We start from the raw sequence: 19,733 nt of genomic DNA, 5'->3' as shown, positions 1-19,733 counted from the left end.
AGGAATCTGCTTTTACTCCACCCTCCTCGAAGGAAGGCTCTTCTATATTGTTACTCACATTTTATTGTTCTTTGCTTCACTTGAGTTGCAGCCGGATAAAAGAACAGTAGCAAACTTTCGAATTACCTACTCTTCTTTTTCTAATCATCTAAATCATTTAACATCTTCTGATATGCCTTTGCTTCTTGTTCCGTAGCATTAAAAGAATCTATGTAACCTTCTTTAAATCCATCAATATAAGCAGATATAAATTCTCCCCCTAAATTTTCTTTATAAATATATCCCATTCCTTGATGTTTGTGTTCTGCTATGTATTTATCGGCCTGTTTATCAGAAGGAAACGAATCATAAAAGGCTTGATACAAAGTCATCCCAGCTAAATGGTTAATTATTTCTTCTAAATTATCAGGATTAAGATTTACATCCTTATCCTCTAATAACATTTTAGATGCTTCAAAGTCCTTCCTATCCTGTAACCCATATCTCATTCCATCTCTTAATCCGGTTGCATCTCCTTTTGTTACTAACTCATCTTCACTAAACCTTTCAACTACAGGAACATACGCCACATCTTCACTGCATCCACTTAAGATAAGTATGAGTAAAATAAAAATTGAAAATCCTCTTTTCATTTAATCCCCTCTTCTGCAAGGTGATCCTAGAGCACGTAAAAAATACTAGTTATACACGAACTAACACCTTTTCCCATTTTTACTTTCATTATAACTTTTATAGTAAATAATTAGTAAATACTTTTAATAATTCGTTTCATCTATTTGATTCTGATTTCTTATTAACTCAAATCGGTCATCACATTTTTTTGGTAACTTCATCTTAATTTCACATGTGTAGTATATTATTTTCTTAGAAAGTCTAATATAAATGAAAGGTAGCTGATAACATGATCACACCAATATTTCGTATTTTTGATGTAGAGAAAGCTGAAGCATTTTATATTGATTATTTAGGCTTTAAACTGGATTGGACGCATCAGTTTGAAGAGAACATGCCAAAATACATTCAGATATCCTTAAAGAATGCAGTAATACACTTATCCGAACATCACGGAGATTCCACTCCCGGGAGTGCCATTCGAATAAAAATCAGTAATATAAAAAAATATATCTCTACATTGTTAGAAAAAGAGTATGCAAACGTTAAACCAGATTTGGAAAATACCCCTTGGAACACAACTGAATTTACTATCATTGATCCTTTCTCAAATAAAATTTCTTTTTTTGAGGATATCTAATTAGTCCTGCAGCATTCTACTCGAATACCGACCAAGAGAAAAAAACAATTGAATGTGGCATGTAAAGAGAAACGCCCCGCACTATCTGTAGTGAGTATGGTACTAAGAAGAACCTGGAAACATATTTAAAGCCCCTCTCGAGCGAGAAGGGCTTTTTGTTACTCTGTAATTGAAATACGAAGTCCACCATACGTATCATAATCATATGTGACCTGGACAGTTAATAAAGTATTATGATCATTTGTTATCCAATAAGCACTAAGATTATAACCTCCAGTATCATTCAACCAATCTGTATCTAAACTAACCGGATCTCCATAATAAGGGATTATCTTTTCATACATTGTAACAAAATATGCTTCTAACAAGTTCAAATCATCAACCGATTCCATAATATCATGATATACATTGACGGCTACCAGTGCATTATTTTCAAATACATATATAACCATTCCAGTATAACCAAGAATATTCACGTTCTGGTATACCAATCTATCAGAAGTCTCTTCAGAGAGGATACCCGAAGACTGCTCTTTAACTTGTTGTTTACTCATTCCAAGAGTAACTTTGCCTAAGATTGGAGAATATATTTTTTTGCTTTGTGAAGGATGTTTACCGTTGATACAAGCTACTGCATCCAACTTTGTTTTGCTCGGAGTCTCATATTTCACCTTTTCATTACGATCAACGTAAAACCCCCCACCAACACTAAGCATACCAGGCTTAAAAGCATAGATTCTATATGATTCTCCTGCTTTTAAAGTACGCTCAAAGGTTCTTTTTTCTCCCTCTAATTTAAACAAAGAAGTATTTTTTACGATTGTTAGTCTTCCTATTTGTCCTAATTTTAACTCTGCTCCATCCCACCAAATTCTACTTTGACCAGAATATTTACTGCATGGGCTAGAAGAAGCTTCTGTTTCACTTGTGCCTGTGAAGGTAAATAGACCTAAGAATAACATTACTACGAGCAACTTTTTCATTAAGCATCCCCCTACATTAAAATAGTAACTAAAGACTAGTATAATGGTAAATTCTACTAATAGATAGGTTGTTACATAATTATTTCATAGTTTTATCAATTCTCTAATTTCTTTTGAGCCGACGAATCAAAGCACTCTATACCTAGTTCTGAATACTTCCCGGAAAGGATCTTCATCGCTTATGCTTGGATTTTTTATTTTTTGGATTAAGCACTTTTTCTCCTACCGTTTCTTTCACCTCCATTTATCATTTACCTATTAAAGAATTAGATCTGACACGAATACTTGAATAGGACCTTATGTTTTATGATAGAATACTGAAATACCAAAAAAATAAAAAATGAGTGAGGATTTATGAACGTCGTCATTGAAATAACACTTAATATAGAGGGAAATAGAGGTTCAAGCCGGGGGAGTTTTTTAGTCAAAGATCGTGACTTTAGGGATGATCCAAACTTTGCGGTTGCGGTAGTCTCATATGAATAGATCCAACAGCAAAAAAGGGAAACTGGCCAAAGAGAAACAATTATCGAAAAAGTTACCTGGAATGAAGTGAATGATATTACAGAAATAGTGAGGAACATACAGCCTGTGTTACCTGAGGATAATTTGCCTTTTTAAGCTCCCGGAAGGGAGCTTTTGTTTTTTCACATAATAGACACAAGGACTTTCTCCCTTTACGACAAATTATTACATAAAGGGAGTTGATTTTATGAATGTTAACCAACTTAATGAGAAATTAAGAAATGTGGAATCTGATGATCAGTTGAGCCTGCTTTTTTTTAAAACCAAAAGGAAATTGCGTGGAGTGCTGCATGGAAAGGAAGTAGCAACCATTACAATCAAAAATGGAGATGCTCGATATACATATGTAGATTCTGATATTAAAGGATATTGCAAAACAAAAAAATTGTATCAGTACCTAACTTTTTAGCCCATCTCTTTTGAGAAGGGCTTAAATTTTGCTTATTGGGGTAATACTTGCAACGAAAGATTCTCCCCCCATAGCTAAAGTTCGTTTCACCTCTTAGCTTCTATCAATAAGTAGAAATTACTTAAAGAGCAGAAAAGAAGATAAGATAAACTACTTCCAAAATAACTTTTCGTTTCGATCCCCCTGGGAAATTTAATATATAGCTGAATCTCATGGGGATAAACTCCCTATTGATAAAATATTTAGAAGGGTTTCAATAAGATCCCATAGAAAATATTAATCTAGAAGGGAATAACTCGAAGGCGTTATTCTATTTTTATTAGGAGGGATATGAATGAATGGTGACGAAATGGGCCATGTAAAAAACATCAGTCAGGCAACAGCATTAATACTCAAAGAGCTAAAAACCACATATCGCACCTCCGCAAAACATGAAAAAAATTGGTCGGTCTATAAAGGAAAGGTGTTACCCCCCGAGCTTATGATGAGTAAAAAGTTCCAACTAATCACTGGATATGGATATGAACTGTGCCGGCACATGTTGCTGTACAGAAATGATGAACCTGAAATTAACGAAGAGGTCTTGAAAGAAGCCTCGCATTGGACGAAAATGGGAGCAATGTGTATTCATAACTCAGTTATTCTTTACACATTGCTACTTGAATTGGGAATTTTCACACCAACTTCTTTACATTTTGTTCAAGGCTATTATCACCATAAAACCAGAGAAGATAATGTAATAGAAATGATCGCGAAGAGTCATATCAGTGTTCATGCCTGGCTTGTGGTTAGAGGAAGTGTCATAGATATGACGATCCAGCAGGAAAAGGATGTTTTTGATTTCACTACAGAAGAAGGAAATTATCCTTTTATTTTAGGAAAGGTCAATGATGGGTTATTACTAAAGGGGAAAAATGAACCTAACAAAATCGTAGATGCCTATATAAAAGATTTTGCTAAATATCTAGGGATATCAAAAGAGGAATGGATTGAACGTCAGCTAAAATATTTCGATGGCTATTCCTTGGCTAAAGTAAATTAGCTTATAGTGAATGTTCGAATAATAATATGGTAAGAGTGAAACACTTGAAGGAGCTAATTCTCTTTTTTAGGAGGACGTAAAACTGGCAATCGATGATCACTCATCGATGCTTTAAGGTTTTGGTATGATCAAGAATATGAGGAATTGAAAAAAGAATGGACAAAGCGGCAAGCTCTAATTGAGCTTCCTATAAAGGGGCAGCATGAAATGGACGGTGACTTAAAAGTAAAACTAGAATGCCTAAGCATGGCCTGGGCTGCTGGAAATACAATTGCATGGCCTATAATGTATGTTCTTTCAGGTTATATACCGACAGGAATTTCCTTAGGATGCATAGCTTTTATTTGGTATACTGTTCTGAAATATAACCAGACAGCTAAAGAGCTGTGGCGGAAATGGACAAAAAAATAGGAGCTATCGGTACTACAGTACAGCGCAATATTAAACGTAAAATTTGTGATAGTTCGATTTTAAAAAGTGATTTAATACGTTAAAAATGTGAGACTTAATAGTGAGATTCCTGGTAATAACTGTGATGATTTAAGTAAAAAACGTGATATCAAAACTGATAAGTGAATCCAACGTTAAATTTGTGATAGTTAACATTAAAATAGTGATTTGCTACGTTAAAATATAAGATTTAATGGTGAATCTGAGATAAAAGGTGATAATTGTGATGGTTTTAAGGTCAAAAACGTGTTATTAATACCAATAAGTGATTCAACGTTACATGTGTGATAGTTAGCGTAAAAAAAGTGATCCAACGTTAAATTTGTGAGAATAATAGTAGTGAATTTGAAATAAAGTCTTTTGAATAGTGGGGTATTAGTGTCACCCCTCTTAAATTAAGAAGGGCTCATATTATACAACTCCTAGTAATATTTGCTATCATAGTTACTTTTTTGCCTTCGAGCAGCTTCTTCTTATTAGATAGAAGTTTATCTGGATGACGTCATCTCTTCTTCTATTATTGACGGTCCCTTAAACCATTCCAAAGCATTGGCCGGGAATTTTTCATCTGAGAAATATTGGACGTCTTCATCCGTGAAGTGATAATATCTACCTTCCAAACGGCTTGAAAACTGTGTTTCAATAAACTTATGATAAAACTTCAGTGTGTCGTGAGTTTCTAAAGAGTGGATAATTTGAATGTTATCCCCTTCTTGAACCTTGATATTTTCAATTTTTGCCTGTAATGAAAGCGATGTAGAATAAGTGAATCGATAAAGACTATTTGGATAACGAATGAGTAAAATTAAGCCTGGCTTAGGAATTTCTCTTTGCCTTTTCTCTTCAGCCCGCTGTTTATTTCTTTCTTGTATCCTTTCTAATTCAAATTTTCTCTTTTCTTCTAATTGTAAGTTATAGTTATCTATATAATCCTGTGTTACATCCTCTGCAAATGATTTTATTTCATCTGCTAATTTTAGCATATCATCCTTGTTCCACATCTTTCTGCTCCCCCAACCAGTGTTGCTAAGAACAGAAACACCGGACTCTAAAGGGTATAATTCAACCATCCCCATATGATTATCATCATAAGAACCCATCATCCTCATTTGGTACCGTGATTCTGCAATTCGGCTGCCTATGCTCTTTTCACTTTCTAAGATGCTATTAAGCTTCCTATACAACGCCATGATATCAATGGCTTGACCATCAAAAGAAATTTTTTGATTTTCATAAAGGCTCTTTAGAATTCTTAAAATCTCTGATTTGCCCTTTCCAGTCATTTTTCCCATTTCTTCAAAGTTTGGTTCACCATAATATCCATTGTGCATGCAATATGCATTCAAAACTATAAACTCATCAACATTTAATCCATATTAAACATACGTTTTTGCTAAGAGCTGTGCTACTTCTATATTGTGAATCATTTATTAAATCCCCTATTCTCTAAGTAATAATAAAGAAATTATGATAGACCAATTGAAAATTAAAGAGGGTACCGATATATTTAAGGTAGGATAAAACCCCGTATCAAGGTGCGGTAAATTTATCTAAGGGTGGCAGAGTACTCATACCAAGGTATGATGAAATCCATCCGTTTTTTATTTGTCACCCTTTTATTATAGGGCATCCACACCATCCTTCTCAATTAGGCTTTTCAATGAAGGTCCTTGTGTAATTTGTACTTAATGAAATTCTTTCTTGCACTAATGGATATATTATTTGAAGTCCTTATGGATTAGATAGATTTTTTTGTGCATGACTGTGAAAGCAAGCGTCAATAACATCTGCACATGCACAAATTGTGCACAATAGGAATTTTTCCAGTTTACACCTATTCAATTTTTGGTAATTATATGAAAGATGATAAGGAGGGTAATTACATGTGCGGTCGTTTTTCACTTGCTGAAGATATATCAGCTTTGCAGCAATACTTTGACTTTGAATTCTCAGAGGAAATCTCTCCTCGCTTTAACATTGCCCCAAGCCAAAGAATTCTAACGGTAATCTCTGATGGGCAGAAAAGAAGAGCTGGTACAATGAAATGGGGCCTGGTTCCTTTTTGGGCAAAAGATGAAAAGATAGGCTACAAAATGATTAATGCTAGAGCTGAGGGAATCGATGAAAAGCCCAGTTTTAAGCACGCCTTCAAGCGTAGAAGATGCTTAATTTTAACTGACGGGTTTTATGAGTGGAAAAAGCAAGAAGACGGTAATAAGCAACCATACCGCTTTATTATGAAAGATAAGAAGCCATTTGCCTTCGCTGGGTTATGGGAAACTTGGAAAAAAGGAGAACAACCATTACATAGTTGCACTATAATAACGACCACACCTAATGAGGTCACTGAGGATGTTCACGATCGCATGCCGGTTATCTTGAATCAGGATAGCTATGATATTTGGCTAAATCCTAAAAATGATGATACAGAGCATTTAAGATCGTTACTTGTCCCCTATCCAGCTGAGGAAATGGATTTGTATCCCGTTTCTACTATGGTGAATTCGCCCAAAAATGATTTAGCCGATATTCTTGCCCCATTGAATAGCTTGTAACATCTTCATCATACTAGGCTAAATTAGCCGTTTCAAAAAATCATTAAGGGTACTTTTCTAATATAGGTACTCTCAGCTCCCCTATGATATAATTTTTTTGTACAGCAAACGCGGGGTGGGCAGCGGTCTCCTCCAATCCATTAAGGAAAGGGGGTGCCGCTGATGGTTACGTATGAAGCAATGAACTTGATGGTGAGCTTTGCTACACTTATCGTTGCCGTGATCGCTATAGGTATTTCTTCAAATAAAAAGAAGTAGCCTACCCTGCATCGCCACAATGTGAGTAGGACTACTTCTATTCCGGATTGGCCGCTGCACTTCAGGCAGCTTGCTGTACATTGAGATCCTGGTTCCAGCCAGGGTCTCTTTTTTTAATATATGAACTTTATAGTTAAATTATAAACATAAATATAATTTGAAGTAAAGCAGACTATACCTAATTTGGTATATTTCATAATTGCGTAGTCGATTAGTTCCTATTATAGGCTTGGCTAATAAATTCTTTTATATACTGTAAATCCGATACCCACTCTAACCTAATATATGCTTCATGTGGATATTTAACTTCTTCATATGGTTTCCGATCATATTTCTTACCTAATACGGAGTCGATTTTTTCCTGAAGTTGTAATCCAAGTTTTTCTTCTTTTCTTCCTATATGGAGGATTAAACATCTTTGCCGGGCTGTGGTTAAAGTAGCAAATTTAGTCCTCCCCTTTTTTCTATAACCAATGCCATCTTTTGTTCCGGCATCTTCTATGTAAGGAGCAAATTCACTACAAATATATCGGTCAACATCTCTTGCCAACTTCTGAGCTGCTTCCTTTTCGAAATGAAGAAAAAAGTACTCCTTTGACTTTTGGCGGTCCCCTATACTATTTAACAGGCAGAATTCCTCAAACTGCTTTATTAAAAAACAAGTTATCTGTTCTCCTCTTTCCTCGAACAAGCTAAGATCACCTTGAAAGAAGTTCCGAATATCCATCCAGGTTAAGATAATCGGCTTCTCCTTGATTTGCTGGCCAGGTGCAAAGCTACTTTTATGCCCCTCTAACTGTTGATGAGTTAGGTATGAGTTATACCCTACCTTACTTTCAATTAGAACAGATACATCTTCCGATAAAATTGCTCCATCAGGAATCGTAAACATCTTTTCTTTACTATTACGTACTTCATCACTCTCAGCTATGCCGATAATAGCACCTTTACTTGATACATGACTTAATACATTAGCTACTTGGTATCGATATTCAAAGGACTGAGTAACTATGGGACTCAACCCGGCAAATTTGAGGAACTTTGATGTCATTTCTGGTGAGGAATATTGCAGGACATTAAGAAATGCCTTTGTTAAATTATTCTCTATCTGAAGTTGCTTTGTTTCTAGTGTTGAACCCCTTGACTGGCCGCGATAATATTGAAAGATATTTTGATATCTCGACATGGTACCTCCACTTGTTAATTTTTTCTTTTCCAATAATCATTCCAAGAGTTCGTTACCTTTCTTGGAATTTCTTCTGGCAAGTACAAATTAGGAGCATACTTAAAGGAATTCCATTCTACAAAGATACTTTCTTGGAGATTGCTCGAGGGATGTATGTAATCACTAATGATTTCATGAAACTTTGAATTTTTAATACTACGCCTTTTTGTTACTCCTATTCTACTTAAATAGTCAATAAAATCTCCTGGAGCGAAGATATAATATCCTCCGTATTCATCCTTCATCTTTTCAATCTGGAAATAACCTTGTCTCTTCATCCATTTGAATTTTTCATTAACTGTTGGTACCCATACAGAAGCGATGTCCTTTTTACTTTGTATCCGCTTCTGATTAAAAATAAATTGATCATATATCCATAACTGCCATACAAATGGAGGTGTCTTTATTAAATGAGCATTTTCAATTTCGGAAAAGAAAAACCCCGGCAGTGTTTCAAGAGTAAAGCCATGCTTGTTACATAAATGATGAAATAGCTTTCGTTCTTGGTATGTTAGCATGGTATACTGTTCCTTCCGCCTCTGGACTAAACTTTGATAAAATTCATTATATGCAGTTCTATTTAGTTCTTCTATTTTCCTTCTTTGAATTTCTTCGCTCTCTGCCTTTTCCTGCTCTAAACGTAAAAGATATTTATAAGCCAAAGAGTAAAGTACCGGCTTATCTTCCAATTGAATAATTGTTGAACGGTTTGCGAAATACTCCAGGATCTGTTCATTCCAAAGCTCATCTTCCATAATAGATGTCGAATTTAGAGTCTGCTCTGTAAACTCAGAAGCCCCCTCTAAAATGGTTTTGGTTGCAAGCTTGCCCCCGCGTAGAATATTAAAGCAATAATTATTCTCTTGACCCTTGAATGAAGCGGCTCCAAAATAGTAAACATAACCAAATTCATTAAAAATAGCACGCTCCAAATCTCTTCTCAAATAGAGATTAGGACGTTCAGAATCCTTCCAATCATTCAAATGACTCCCCAATATCCAAAAATCTCTTATTCCTGCAGCTTTATATAGCTGATGCCGCTCCTCCCAAACTTCACCCGGGATGGGACTACATTGATACTCGAAGGCCCACCTTTCACCTGAAGGATGTAAAACAAGTACATCAGAACGTTGATTAGTCTCAGAAATCTTATATTCTAACTCCACTTGTGAAGAAGGATATAACATCTCCAACCAAGTGGCCAACTGTAATTTACCGTTCATATGTTGCTCTGACTCAGCTTCACCATAAGGATAGCTACACTCTTTACTCTTATGGGCAAAGTAAGATCGTTTAATTTTACCAGCGCGGAATTCTACTGGCCCCCGACACTCCGGACATAGCAACTCCCCTTCACTGCACATCTCTTTTATGGTGTCTGTATTTTCCACATCCAAAGAGTTAATTCGAGTTTTTAATCTATCTTCAACGATAAACAAGGTCTTCCCCGCCTCATTCTGAATTTGACATAAAATATCGCTTTAGAGTTTTGGTACCTTTATATTCCATTGCAGCCGTCCAGAATCTCATGTTGCCTTCGTACCCATGCGCATAATAATCGTATTGTACAAAATCTTCATTTACCTTCTTAGGACCAATCACCTTAATTTTCAATTCCCTCATTTGCTTCCTAGCTCTAACTATATCCGCTCTCAGCCTCTTTAGATGCTCATCTATCAAGGACTCATATACTTCTGGAATCTTAAACGGGATGCTTCTGACAGACAGGCGATCTTCCTCTAAGGCTCGTATTAGAAAGTCTAAATAAATATAATCTACAATTAGTTGCTCTTCACTCTCTGGAATAGGAACCTTCATAATATCCCTCTTTTTTATAATAAATAGAAAAAAATTCCTCATCTATTACTTATTTTATCGTTTCCAGGGAAAAAAATTAACTTGTTTAATTACTATTATTGAGGTTATTATAGGAACAAACGTTCTCTTGAGGAGAGATGTGAAGATGGCCATAAACAATCGAGTAATTATGATGGTTAGGATGGTGGGATTTCAGCCTGAATTTTGTCAAAATCGGTTACAGCAACAGGAACTAGAAATCACCCCAAAACCTACTTTAGATGAACAACATCTTGAATATTTGAGTCAAGCAATATGCGAGAGGATGGAGTTTAAAATAAAGAAGTGACTATCACTTATTATTTTGGGACCAAATCGGAGTACTTAAAAGGCTTTATACATTACTTCGATGAGAAGAAATTCACACTGAAGATAGTATGCTGCTCTAATCAAAACCACACGATTCAATGTAGTGATATTATCGACATTGAATACTAGTAAATCTGTGGTTATAAATAATGATTTTTGGATATATATATAAAACACCATGCATGACATCTATGTAGGACCTTCATTTTTGAGGGTCCTCTCTATCTGACTGTTAGTACTAACAGAGCCCCCTAAGGGCTCCGTGTTAACTACTATATTATAAATAACTAGTCCTTCTGATATTATCTTTAAAATATTTGTTTAAACCCGATGATGTAAAATACAAAGAAATTAATAATAACAAATACGCAAGAAGCGGGAAAACAATTATCCACTGAGAGTGATAAAGGAATGAACGGGACTGTCCAATTAATCCTGCCCACTCATGAGTCATAGAAAGATAAATTGTTGGCAAATACTGTTTTTCTGTTCCCCCGAGAAATAAATTAAAAATGCCAAGTTGACCAATTATGTGCATTACTTGAATACATTCATTTAAGAAAATAAGCAGCAAGTTCCCTTTCACAGCTGGGAATATATGTTTAATGGATATGTGTAATTTACTTCCTCCTAAAGTTCTCGCAGCCTCAATATAAGCACTCTTTTTAACTTCTAAAGTCTTATTACAAACTACGTTAAAAACTCCCGGAACACCCAAAATCACCATCAAAGTTCCTTGGATTAATAATAATGAACTGGTGCTAAAAATAGGTTCAATATTGATTCCAAGCATGACAAAATAAATTATGATAAAAGTTGGGATTCCACTAAAAAGGGAAATCTTATTAGGCTTACTTGCAATTTCACGTTTGCCCATAGCTGCCAATATACCTGTAGCTGCACCTATTATGACTCTAACTAACGAAACAGCAAGAACTGTAAAAATCGTATATTTAGCTCCATAAAGCATTAATGTCAAAATATCATATCCCCATTTATCCGTACCGAATAAATGATCCTTTGAGGGAGGGAAGGGAGATGAAATCAACTTCCTTTCACCGTCACTTGTGTAAATGTGATCTATCTTCTTAGAATAATCTAGATCATAAGGAGCTACGTAAGGCCCAATTATAGAGATTACTATAAAAAAGGCTAACAAGACTAAGCCTACTATTAATCTAAAGTTCGCCCTTTTCTTCATCTTGAAATACACCTTTCTACAGTAACAATGAATAACCATATAGTGAAATAGCAGGCTAAGTAAAGAATAAAAAATGAAAGTAGACACATAACAACCAGGTTATATTGATAACCAAAATGCACTTGATATTGAAAAAGAATGGAAGTAAGACCTCTTGTATTATATAAATATTCAACAATAAATAAGTTTCCTATTAAAATACTTGTTACTTTAAAGAGATCGGCTTTTAAATAGGGAAATACATTTAATGAGACGTAGTAAACATATATATATAGTTTGCTTAAGCCTTTGGATTTAGCTGTAAGTACATAGTTTTCAGTTGATACATCAAACGTCACATCCGACAAACTTTTTACTAAGTAAAACAAGGGAACTAAAACCAAAGTGAACAACGGCAAAAATATAGCAGGATCACTAACCGAGGAAGAAGCTACTTTAAAAGTAGAAATACCAAAATTTTTATTTATATATACAACTGATAGTTGCAATAAAAGAACTAGTAAAAAATCAGGTATGACTCCAAGAATACCGAGACTTGCATCCAGCCTCTTACTTGATTTCTTCCAAAAAAATATCCCCAAAATTATTGAAAGAATGACAACTATAAAAGAAGCAACAATCATATATAAGTAAGAAGAGATAAAAAATGAAAACAAATCGGAAATGATAAAACGAACCCTGTCACCTTGATGATAATACCAGGAATCTCCCGAAAACAACCCTTGTAAAAAAGAACTAATGTTTGCAAACATAATGCTTATATCAAAATTAACTCTGCCATCCATATTTGAAAGGCCAAGTGGAATTGCTGCTAATATTAACAGCACTATTATATTAATTGAAATTCTTATTAATGATGTCATGATTCTCCTCATAATATAAAATTTAAAAGGCACCTACATTTTTATTTTATTTTAAACAGGATTTTATATGTGTTTACAGTTTATCTATTAAGAACGACGATAGCCAGTCCAAGGATCAGTGCCTTCTGCTAACTGTGACTGAAGGCTTCCTTTAGTTAAATCAACAGCACTTCCGTACTCTACAAATTTTGGCGTGGAGTATTCAATTTTAACATCTTTTTTTTCTGACATGTGTATTTCCTCCTTATTGTAGGTGCCTTTTAAATTTTATATGATATCCTGTTTATCACTTAGCCAGATTTCTAGAGCCAAAGCCCTCATAATACCTGAGGCATTATATAGGTCATAGCGATAACCCATATACCAGCGCTCACAATACTCTTTTATTTCCTCTCCGTTTACAAATCCAAGTTCAGTCAAAATTTTGAAATCATAATATTCTGTTATTCGATTCCACTCTTCTTTAAATCCCTTTGTTATGAGAAAACTATGATTACCTTTCGTAGTCCGGCCATATATTTCTATTGGAAGATATGCTTTCAAGCTTTCTCTAATAATATATTTATTGTTTGCTGGCCTGATTTTTAAGGTGGGTGGTACTGCAGCCAGAAACTCCATAAGCTTAACATCTAAGAACGGATATCTTCGCTCCACACCTATTGGGTTGGATAAATACTGATCAAACCATTCATGACCGGTTTGTCGTATGATCGTATTAAAATAAGCAGTTATTGTTTTACTGTCCCACTTTAGTTCTTCAAATCGTTTTGTTAAGATTGTAGACAAGTCCATATCTGCAAATCTTTCTTTCTTCAACCATGAAGGATATTCGAGTCTGGTTTTTCTAAATATAGGATCTAATGTATTTTGTTTTAATATTTGATGTAATGGGTACTTATTTTTCCATTGTTTAAGATCCTTAATGTAATTAATTATCTTGCCCTTCTTTAGGAGTTCACCAAGATAATTTAAATCAGCATGTAAAATATGATCCCCGCCATGCCCAGTCAGGACTACAGAAATATTGTCTCTCTTTGCAGCCGATAAAGTTTTTGATGCTAATGCTCTATTAAACAATGGGTAAGGTTCATCTAATTCTTTTAATACATTGAAATCAATTTTAAAGTTCCAGTCTTCATCTCCATATACTACGGTGGATTTTAAATTATATTTTTCTAACATAGATTTAATGTATTTTCTTTCGTCTGCTTCCTTCTCATCAAAAACTATAGAATAGGTAGCAATATTGTATTTCCAATTATCCTTTTTATTAATATTCTCAGCCATTGCGATGATTGAAGAAGAATCAACTCCTCCGCTTAACGGAATACTTACTCTGTTATCTGGAGTTCTTAGACGATTATGAACAGACCTTTCAAATAATTGATTAAAATGTTGGAAATAATCTTCTTCTTTTCGATAGGTGATGCTAGGAATTTTAAATTGATAATAATAATCTTTTTTTATATGCCCATTCTCACACACTAGGAATTCTCCACTTTCAAGTCTATAGATATTCTCGTATGCTGTGCTTTCATTAGCAATTGGGTGATCCAGGAGAAAGCTTTTAATATAAGCTGAATTTACTTTTTGGTTAGGAACTATATGTAAGATATTTCGAATTGCTGATGACCATATTACAGATCCACTATCTACACTATAAAATAAGTTTTTTATCCCTATTGGATCCTTAGCCAAAATTAGGCGATTTTTCTGCTTATCCCAAATAGAAAATGCAAAATCTCCATCTAAAAAATTTACAAATTCTAAATCAAACTTTTGATAAAGCATACCAATTAAATACGTATCAGATACGCTTTTATTGGCATCTAATGAGAGTTTCTGAAAAAGATGTTCTCGGTCATCTATTCGGCCATTAAGTAAAATAAAATATTCACACCCGCCTAATTGGATACGAATCTCCGTTGGGTAAAGATCAAAATCCTTTTTACTCCTTAGGAAGAAATGTTGACCCTCCTGTTCCACTTTTGTTTCCTGATTTACCATGACATTATGCGGATTAATCTCTTGGCTTAGATAAATTGCTCCTAGCAAGAGAATCACCTCCTAGCGTTTGAAATTCTAATTTCCCATGATTCAGCTCATATTTTCGATCAGCATAATTTTCTGCAAGACTACTATGAGAGATTATGATAATTATTCTTTGTTCCTTTATTTCACTTAAGTAATTTAAAATATTTTGTTCATTTTCCATGTCTAAACCGGAGGTTGGCTCATCTAATATCAATACCTGGGACTTACTTAAAATGGTTCTAGCTAACGCTAATCGTTTCTTTTGTCCACCCGATAACCTAATATTTTCATCTAATATGGAATGTATTCCATCTGAATATTGATATATAAATTCACAATTTAGGCAACTCAGTATATGGTGGATTTCTTCTTCTGTTATATTTTCTTTATTAAAGGTCAAATTATCAGCAATAGTTCCTACAAAAAAATCGGGATCTTGGAACATGACTTTCATATGCTTTCTCAATTCTGTATCGGGTATGTCGTCTATTAAGAGATCATCCAAAAATATCTTACCGACAGTAGGGCTAACAAATCCCGCCACTAATTGAACTAATGTCGATTTCCCTTCACCACTAACACCCTTAATTAAAGTGAGCTCTCCCCTAGCTGCAGAAAAATTTATATTATTTAATAACTTCTTTGTTAAACCAGAATGAGCATATGAAACATCTAAAACATTACATGAACTAATTTCTTTAAGAGATTCGTTGATTGTTTTGTTTTTTTCTGGTCTTTCTTTTTGGCTAATCAACTCTCTTACTCTCTTCCAGCCTCCCAAAGCCTTCTTATATTCAATGTTCATCTCAAAAAGTAACAAGACCGGGCTAAGAAGGCTCATAAAGTAAGTAGTAGTTGCGATTAATACTCCAATACTCATTTCGCCTTTCCTTACTAAGCCCAGGCCAAAATAAGTAATCATTGCAAATGAAAGCCAATAAATAAACAGATTGATATTTAAGGAAAGCGCTGATATTTTTGTTAAGGCTAGCGAGGTTGAAATCGGTTTTTTTAGAACGTTTCTATTCTTAGTCTTTTCCCATTCTTCTGCATTTGAGTTTAGTATTTCCTTACTTCCTTTTAATGTGTCCGTTAAAAATCTATGGACTTCAGCATTTTCATGTTGATACCTTGTTGAAAAATCTTTTATTTTGTGACTGAAACTTTTAGTAATTATTACATTCAAACATATAATTAAAATACCCATTAGTAAGATCTTTACGTTGACACTTATAATGATTGTTAGCGAAATGAAAATCTGGAAAAAAATCTGAATTGTTATTGGGAAAATATCTCGATAAATGAGAGCAATTAGTGTAATGTCACTTTGAAAATAGGAGACCAGGTAACCATCACTTTTCTTAACTTGATACTCAAATGGTTTCTTTCTCAAGTGACTTAACAGTTCCTCTTTTAAGTTTTTTTGTATATTTTCAGCCATGTTTGTGATTAGCCATCTTTTAATAACGTCTAAAATACACATAAACAATGCGACTATAATGATTGAAATAATAACAGAATTAATAAGTGAGTAATTTTTATTGGTAACTATGTCATCTACAATAATCTTATTAATATATGGAAAATATGCCTGCAGCAAAACTATAACTAATGTAATCAAGATGGTTGCAGAAAACATTCCTATATACTTTTTTAATGGAGCTAAAATACCCTTATTCACAAAGTCCCTCTTCCGTATTTGTTTGAAAAATAATATTGAAGTTGCTTACATAATTTTCATCATCATTTATTACTTCATTCTCGTACAAGAGCCAGGCATGTGCTTCAAAATCTTTCTTAGCTATGCCTATGCATAAATTTATATCTATCCCTTTTTCTCTTAGAAGCTTATAACCAACTAGTGAGCGGTGAAGACAGAGAGCCTTATCCTTTAGAACATGTTTAGCTCTAACTTCCTCAATTTCCATACATAATTTTTTGATTTCATTAAAAGAAAAATCCATTTCCTTTGCAGGCTTTTGCACTCCAGATAACTTGTTAAAAAGAAATTTGATTCCATGTTTTTTAAGTAGTATATGATAGTAAGTAAATAAGTAATATATTTTAATCTTAGTTAACAATTTTAACCAACTCTTTATTCTTTAATTGAGTAACTAAATTTTCTAAGTCTTTTCTTATAATAGGTTCCCCTACATTAAAATGTTGGATCAGCTGATTAATGATAGCGTTTACGTTTTCGTGTTTTTTAATGTATTCCCAAAAAACGGCCCCAACTGAATCAAGTCCAAAATACATACTTGTATTTAGATTTAGGATAATAAGTTGATTATGATCATTCCGAGAAATATACACATCGTCATTTATTTGAATTTTCGTCTCTTTTCTTAATGACTCCACACGGATTCCCTCCTATTAAAATGTAAAAGATGGTAGTGTCGTTAACTAGTTTTTCAGAATGAATTGCTTACAAGATTCTACATATTACCTTTTTTTTCATAAAAAGTAAAATAATTTCCAATAAATAAAAAATAATATACTTGTTGTAAATTGTCAAATAATAACCAATTTTCGAATGATGAATTTATGATTATTAAAGTAAAAAACAGTGAATGTTATATTCACTGTTAGATATGAGCAAAGAACAGAGCCCCTTAAAGGCTCCGTTATATCGATGTATTTTCTTCCACTTGAACCTCGTTGTCATCTTCTATCTGTTAGGCGATTAGAAAAAGCTTCTTTTAGCAGCAAGATGGATTACCCAAAAGAAGGGACACTGTGACGGAAAATATGAAATTTTAACTCCTGAATAATTTCACATTATAATAAATGATACAAATAAAATACAGACTGCAATATTGCAAAATTTACTGACTTTTTTTAGTCGCCAGATAATATGGAAATCACTCAAGTCATTCCTCAAATTAGTTTTCCAAAGGACATATATAATAGATGGTAACACTCTACTAAATCCATATAACATTCCAAATAAAATTGCTTCATTGGGTAAATAGAAAAATCCTAAATATATATATAATAAGTAGAATGAAACATTTGGTATATATGTGAATATTCCAGCACCTAGAATAACTCCCCATATTATCATGTTTTTTTGTGATTTGTATATTAACCAACTAGAAGGTATTTGCCATTGATTCTGGGGAAGTTTTAACTTTATTATCTTAAGCTCATGCAATAAGAGCAACAAAAAGATTACCAAAATAACCAGTTCTTTAATTTGGTTTGGAACCCAGAAGGTTAATAAGAATATAAAAAGTGTACTTACAAACCCAAATGTTCCTCCAGCAATTACAGCGGATAGTGTATAAGTACTAACACTTTTAAAAAAAGTTGACCATTTACGCCTCTCACCGAGAGACAGTAACTCCAAGGTTACATTTACCCCTCAGTAGGTACAGAATTTCGAACTACCCGCGATAATAGCCAATAAAAAAATTAAAGCTATTTCAAGGTTTCCATTACTTACCCAGCTCATTATCAGCCCTCCTTCATAATTTTATAGAATTCAAGATAGCAATAAATATAATCCTAAAATCACGTTAAAGCGTTAGATTTAAATGATCCCTTGCATCCGCAATCACTTGAGTAAGTTTTTGTAACGTCAGCCCCTTTCGTACAGTCGCAACAAGTCCAATCATATCCTGGCCCTCCAGGAAGACACCAACAACCAGTTGAAGAATATCCCCATGCTTTTGATACCTTATAACCTGATGGACATTTTGTAGAGGTTGTACATCCTGAACAAAATCTACCCCACGGTGGTGTACAGTTACTATCAGATCTCCATTGTTCACACCAGCTTAATGCGCCAGCAGAGGTACGATTGAGATTCACAGAAAACACCGCTATTCCCGCAAATGCACTAGTCAAAATAGTTTTCAAAAATGTTTTTCTATTTACCTCTCTAGCAATATTCTCTGATATTAATTTTGAAAACCGATCAATTGCTTCGATTAACTTAAACATTTGTTACAACTCCCTTTCTCAGATTAGAGTCATTTCCTTTTAATTCAACGTAATCTTCAATAGAAGAAATTAAACCATGGATGTGTTCTTTCCCATTATTTAATCCCTTTTCAGTCACCTCCCCTTTTTGGTTTATCATAAAGGCAAATGGTGTAACTCTAGCTTTGAAATCACGGAATATTTGCATTTCTTCATCAATAAGGACCTCACTCTTGATAACATTGTTTTCTAGCATTCTTTCATTTTCTTCTTTTCTTCCTGTTGAAATTAAAATAAAGTTGATTTTATTTCCTAAAGTGGTAGTTGCATCATTCCATTCAGGTAGCATATCCTTACAGGCCTTACAGTTTGGAGAAATAAATGTTATTAGGGTAGGTTTGGACAAAATGCTTTCATGATTATAAGTTTTGCTGCTATTTACTGAAGCAGCCTTGAATTTCGGGATTGTTTCACCAATGGCTAAACCGTCTCTTTGAATTGCTTTACTCTCTTTCAAATAAACCTCACCAAACTGCCTGAACACCAAAAATATTGCTAGAATAACAACTATCAAAACAATCCATTGCAATATTACTGAATAAAAGATAAATTGGTCCATCTTAATCAACTCCATTTACATTTAATTTACTAATAGTTTCTTGATGAATTGAAAGTAGTTTTTGCATTAATAGAACTCCAATGGTGACCAAAAGGCCAATAAATAGATAAAACACTGAAAATTCAAGGAGAAAAGAGCTTGAATTCATGAGTAAAACAATTGATATCAGCATTAACACGGATATTTGTAACTGCTAGACTAAAGTGAACAGTTTTTGCTCGATAGAA

The 19,733-nt window shown here is 33.9% G+C and carries 22 protein-coding genes; 6 read left to right on the top strand and 16 right to left on the bottom strand.

Translation table 11 applies throughout. From position 1 onward, the window contains the following. Positions 1-140: 140 nt before the first annotated feature. On the bottom strand, positions 141-632 hold the full coding sequence (locus tag PBF_RS23155) for a hypothetical protein (RefSeq protein WP_035333172.1): 492 nt from the start codon (positions 630-632) through the stop codon (positions 141-143). A 269-nt stretch (positions 633-901) separates the two neighbouring features. Between PBF_RS23155 and PBF_RS23150 the strand changes: the two genes are divergently transcribed. After that, the gene (locus tag PBF_RS23150; protein WP_035333170.1) at positions 902-1,252 is read left to right on the top strand and encodes a glyoxalase superfamily protein; all 351 of its coding nucleotides are present in this window, start codon (positions 902-904) and stop codon (positions 1,250-1,252) included. A 158-nt stretch (positions 1,253-1,410) separates the two neighbouring features. Here PBF_RS23150 and PBF_RS26615 read toward each other — a convergent pair whose 3' ends face one another. Beyond that, positions 1,411-2,235 (bottom strand): hypothetical protein, encoded by an 825-nt coding sequence (locus PBF_RS26615; protein WP_051489000.1) that lies wholly within the window; start codon positions 2,233-2,235, stop codon positions 1,411-1,413. A gap of 712 nt (positions 2,236-2,947) precedes the next feature. Here PBF_RS26615 and PBF_RS23140 point away from each other — a divergent pair. Continuing rightward, positions 2,948-3,169 (top strand): hypothetical protein, encoded by a 222-nt coding sequence (locus PBF_RS23140; protein ID WP_035333168.1) that lies wholly within the window; start codon positions 2,948-2,950, stop codon positions 3,167-3,169. A 334-nt stretch (positions 3,170-3,503) separates the two neighbouring features. Then, positions 3,504-4,211: a hypothetical protein gene (locus tag PBF_RS23135; protein WP_035333166.1), complete on the top strand. Its 708-nt coding sequence runs from the start codon at positions 3,504-3,506 to the stop codon at positions 4,209-4,211. Between the two features lie 938 nt (positions 4,212-5,149). Here PBF_RS23135 and PBF_RS23125 read toward each other — a convergent pair. Beyond that, positions 5,150-6,007 carry a hypothetical protein gene (locus PBF_RS23125; RefSeq protein ID WP_051488999.1) on the bottom strand — a complete coding sequence of 286 codons (858 nt, stop codon included), beginning with the start codon at positions 6,005-6,007 and terminating at the stop codon, positions 5,150-5,152. Positions 6,008-6,544: 537 nt separating this feature from the next. On the opposite strand from PBF_RS23125, the gene PBF_RS23120 reads away from it, so the two are divergent. Both PBF_RS23120 and PBF_RS26915 read left to right on the top strand, forming a co-directional pair. Beyond that, entirely contained in the window at positions 6,545-7,216 is a 672-nt protein-coding gene (locus PBF_RS23120) for an SOS response-associated peptidase (protein WP_035333161.1), read from the top strand. Between the two features lie 162 nt (positions 7,217-7,378). Next, positions 7,379-7,474, top strand: a complete 96-nt coding sequence (locus tag PBF_RS26915; RefSeq protein WP_222125080.1) for a putative holin-like toxin — start codon at positions 7,379-7,381, stop codon at positions 7,472-7,474. Between the two features lie 211 nt (positions 7,475-7,685). Here the strand turns inward: PBF_RS26915 and PBF_RS25650 are convergent, their stop codons facing one another. From PBF_RS25650 to PBF_RS23105, 3 genes are read right to left on the bottom strand one after another with little or no spacing between them, the layout of a single operon-like run. After that, entirely contained in the window at positions 7,686-8,693 is a 1,008-nt protein-coding gene (locus tag PBF_RS25650; RefSeq protein WP_152539733.1) for a hypothetical protein, read from the bottom strand. Continuing rightward, positions 8,675-10,138, bottom strand: a complete 1,464-nt coding sequence (locus PBF_RS23110; protein WP_035333160.1) for a competence protein CoiA — start codon at positions 10,136-10,138, stop codon at positions 8,675-8,677. Before PBF_RS23110 ends, PBF_RS25650 begins: the two co-directional genes overlap by 19 nt. A gap of 13 nt (positions 10,139-10,151) precedes the next feature. Further along, positions 10,152-10,517, bottom strand: a complete 366-nt coding sequence (locus tag PBF_RS23105) for a hypothetical protein (protein WP_035333158.1) — start codon at positions 10,515-10,517, stop codon at positions 10,152-10,154. A gap of 324 nt (positions 10,518-10,841) precedes the next feature. Between PBF_RS23105 and PBF_RS27235 the strand changes: the two genes are divergently transcribed. Continuing rightward, positions 10,842-10,994: a hypothetical protein gene (locus PBF_RS27235; RefSeq protein WP_152539732.1), complete on the top strand. Its 153-nt coding sequence runs from the start codon at positions 10,842-10,844 to the stop codon at positions 10,992-10,994. Between the two features lie 148 nt (positions 10,995-11,142). Here the strand turns inward: PBF_RS27235 and PBF_RS23095 are convergent, their stop codons facing one another. The 10 genes from PBF_RS23095 to PBF_RS23055 all read right to left on the bottom strand — a co-directional run bounded on the left by PBF_RS23095 (position 11,143) and on the right by PBF_RS23055 (position 19,506). Beyond that, on the bottom strand, positions 11,143-12,066 hold the full coding sequence (locus PBF_RS23095; RefSeq protein WP_035333154.1) for an ABC transporter permease: 924 nt from the start codon (positions 12,064-12,066) through the stop codon (positions 11,143-11,145). After that, on the bottom strand, positions 12,063-12,929 hold the full coding sequence (locus tag PBF_RS23090) for a hypothetical protein (RefSeq protein WP_035333148.1): 867 nt from the start codon (positions 12,927-12,929) through the stop codon (positions 12,063-12,065). The genes PBF_RS23095 and PBF_RS23090 overlap by 4 nt, the downstream gene beginning before the upstream one ends. A gap of 87 nt (positions 12,930-13,016) precedes the next feature. Next, positions 13,017-13,160, bottom strand: coding sequence for a lasso RiPP family leader peptide-containing protein (locus PBF_RS25990; protein WP_152539731.1), 144 nt, complete (start codon positions 13,158-13,160; stop codon positions 13,017-13,019). Positions 13,161-13,196: 36 nt separating this feature from the next. Beyond that, positions 13,197-14,984, bottom strand: a complete 1,788-nt coding sequence (locus PBF_RS23085) for an asparagine synthetase B family protein (protein ID WP_035333146.1) — start codon at positions 14,982-14,984, stop codon at positions 13,197-13,199. Continuing rightward, positions 14,950-16,644 carry an ABC transporter ATP-binding protein gene (locus tag PBF_RS23080; protein ID WP_035333144.1) on the bottom strand — a complete coding sequence of 565 codons (1,695 nt, stop codon included), beginning with the start codon at positions 16,642-16,644 and terminating at the stop codon, positions 14,950-14,952. Before PBF_RS23080 ends, PBF_RS23085 begins: the two co-directional genes overlap by 35 nt. Next, the gene (locus PBF_RS23075) at positions 16,637-17,044 is read right to left on the bottom strand and encodes a lasso peptide biosynthesis B2 protein (protein ID WP_035333143.1); all 408 of its coding nucleotides are present in this window, start codon (positions 17,042-17,044) and stop codon (positions 16,637-16,639) included. The genes PBF_RS23080 and PBF_RS23075 overlap by 8 nt, the downstream gene beginning before the upstream one ends. After that, a complete protein-coding gene (locus tag PBF_RS23070; protein ID WP_035333142.1) occupies positions 17,034-17,321 on the bottom strand; it encodes a PqqD family protein in 288 nt (95 codons plus the stop codon). Before PBF_RS23070 ends, PBF_RS23075 begins: the two co-directional genes overlap by 11 nt. Positions 17,322-17,736: 415 nt before the next feature. Beyond that, entirely contained in the window at positions 17,737-18,312 is a 576-nt protein-coding gene (locus PBF_RS23065; RefSeq protein WP_035333139.1) for a hypothetical protein, read from the bottom strand. 164 nt (positions 18,313-18,476) lie between these two features. After that, positions 18,477-18,908, bottom strand: a complete 432-nt coding sequence (locus PBF_RS25985) for a hypothetical protein (protein ID WP_152539730.1) — start codon at positions 18,906-18,908, stop codon at positions 18,477-18,479. Next, positions 18,901-19,506: a TlpA family protein disulfide reductase gene (locus PBF_RS23055; RefSeq protein WP_035333136.1), complete on the bottom strand. Its 606-nt coding sequence runs from the start codon at positions 19,504-19,506 to the stop codon at positions 18,901-18,903. Before PBF_RS23055 ends, PBF_RS25985 begins: the two co-directional genes overlap by 8 nt. Between the last annotated feature and the right edge of the window lie 227 nt (positions 19,507-19,733).

Source organism: Cytobacillus firmus DS1 (assembly GCF_000565285.1).
GTDB classification, from domain to species: domain Bacteria; phylum Bacillota; class Bacilli; order Bacillales; family Cytobacillaceae; genus Cytobacillus; species Cytobacillus firmus_A.
This window is presented reverse-complemented; position numbering and strand designations above follow the sequence as displayed.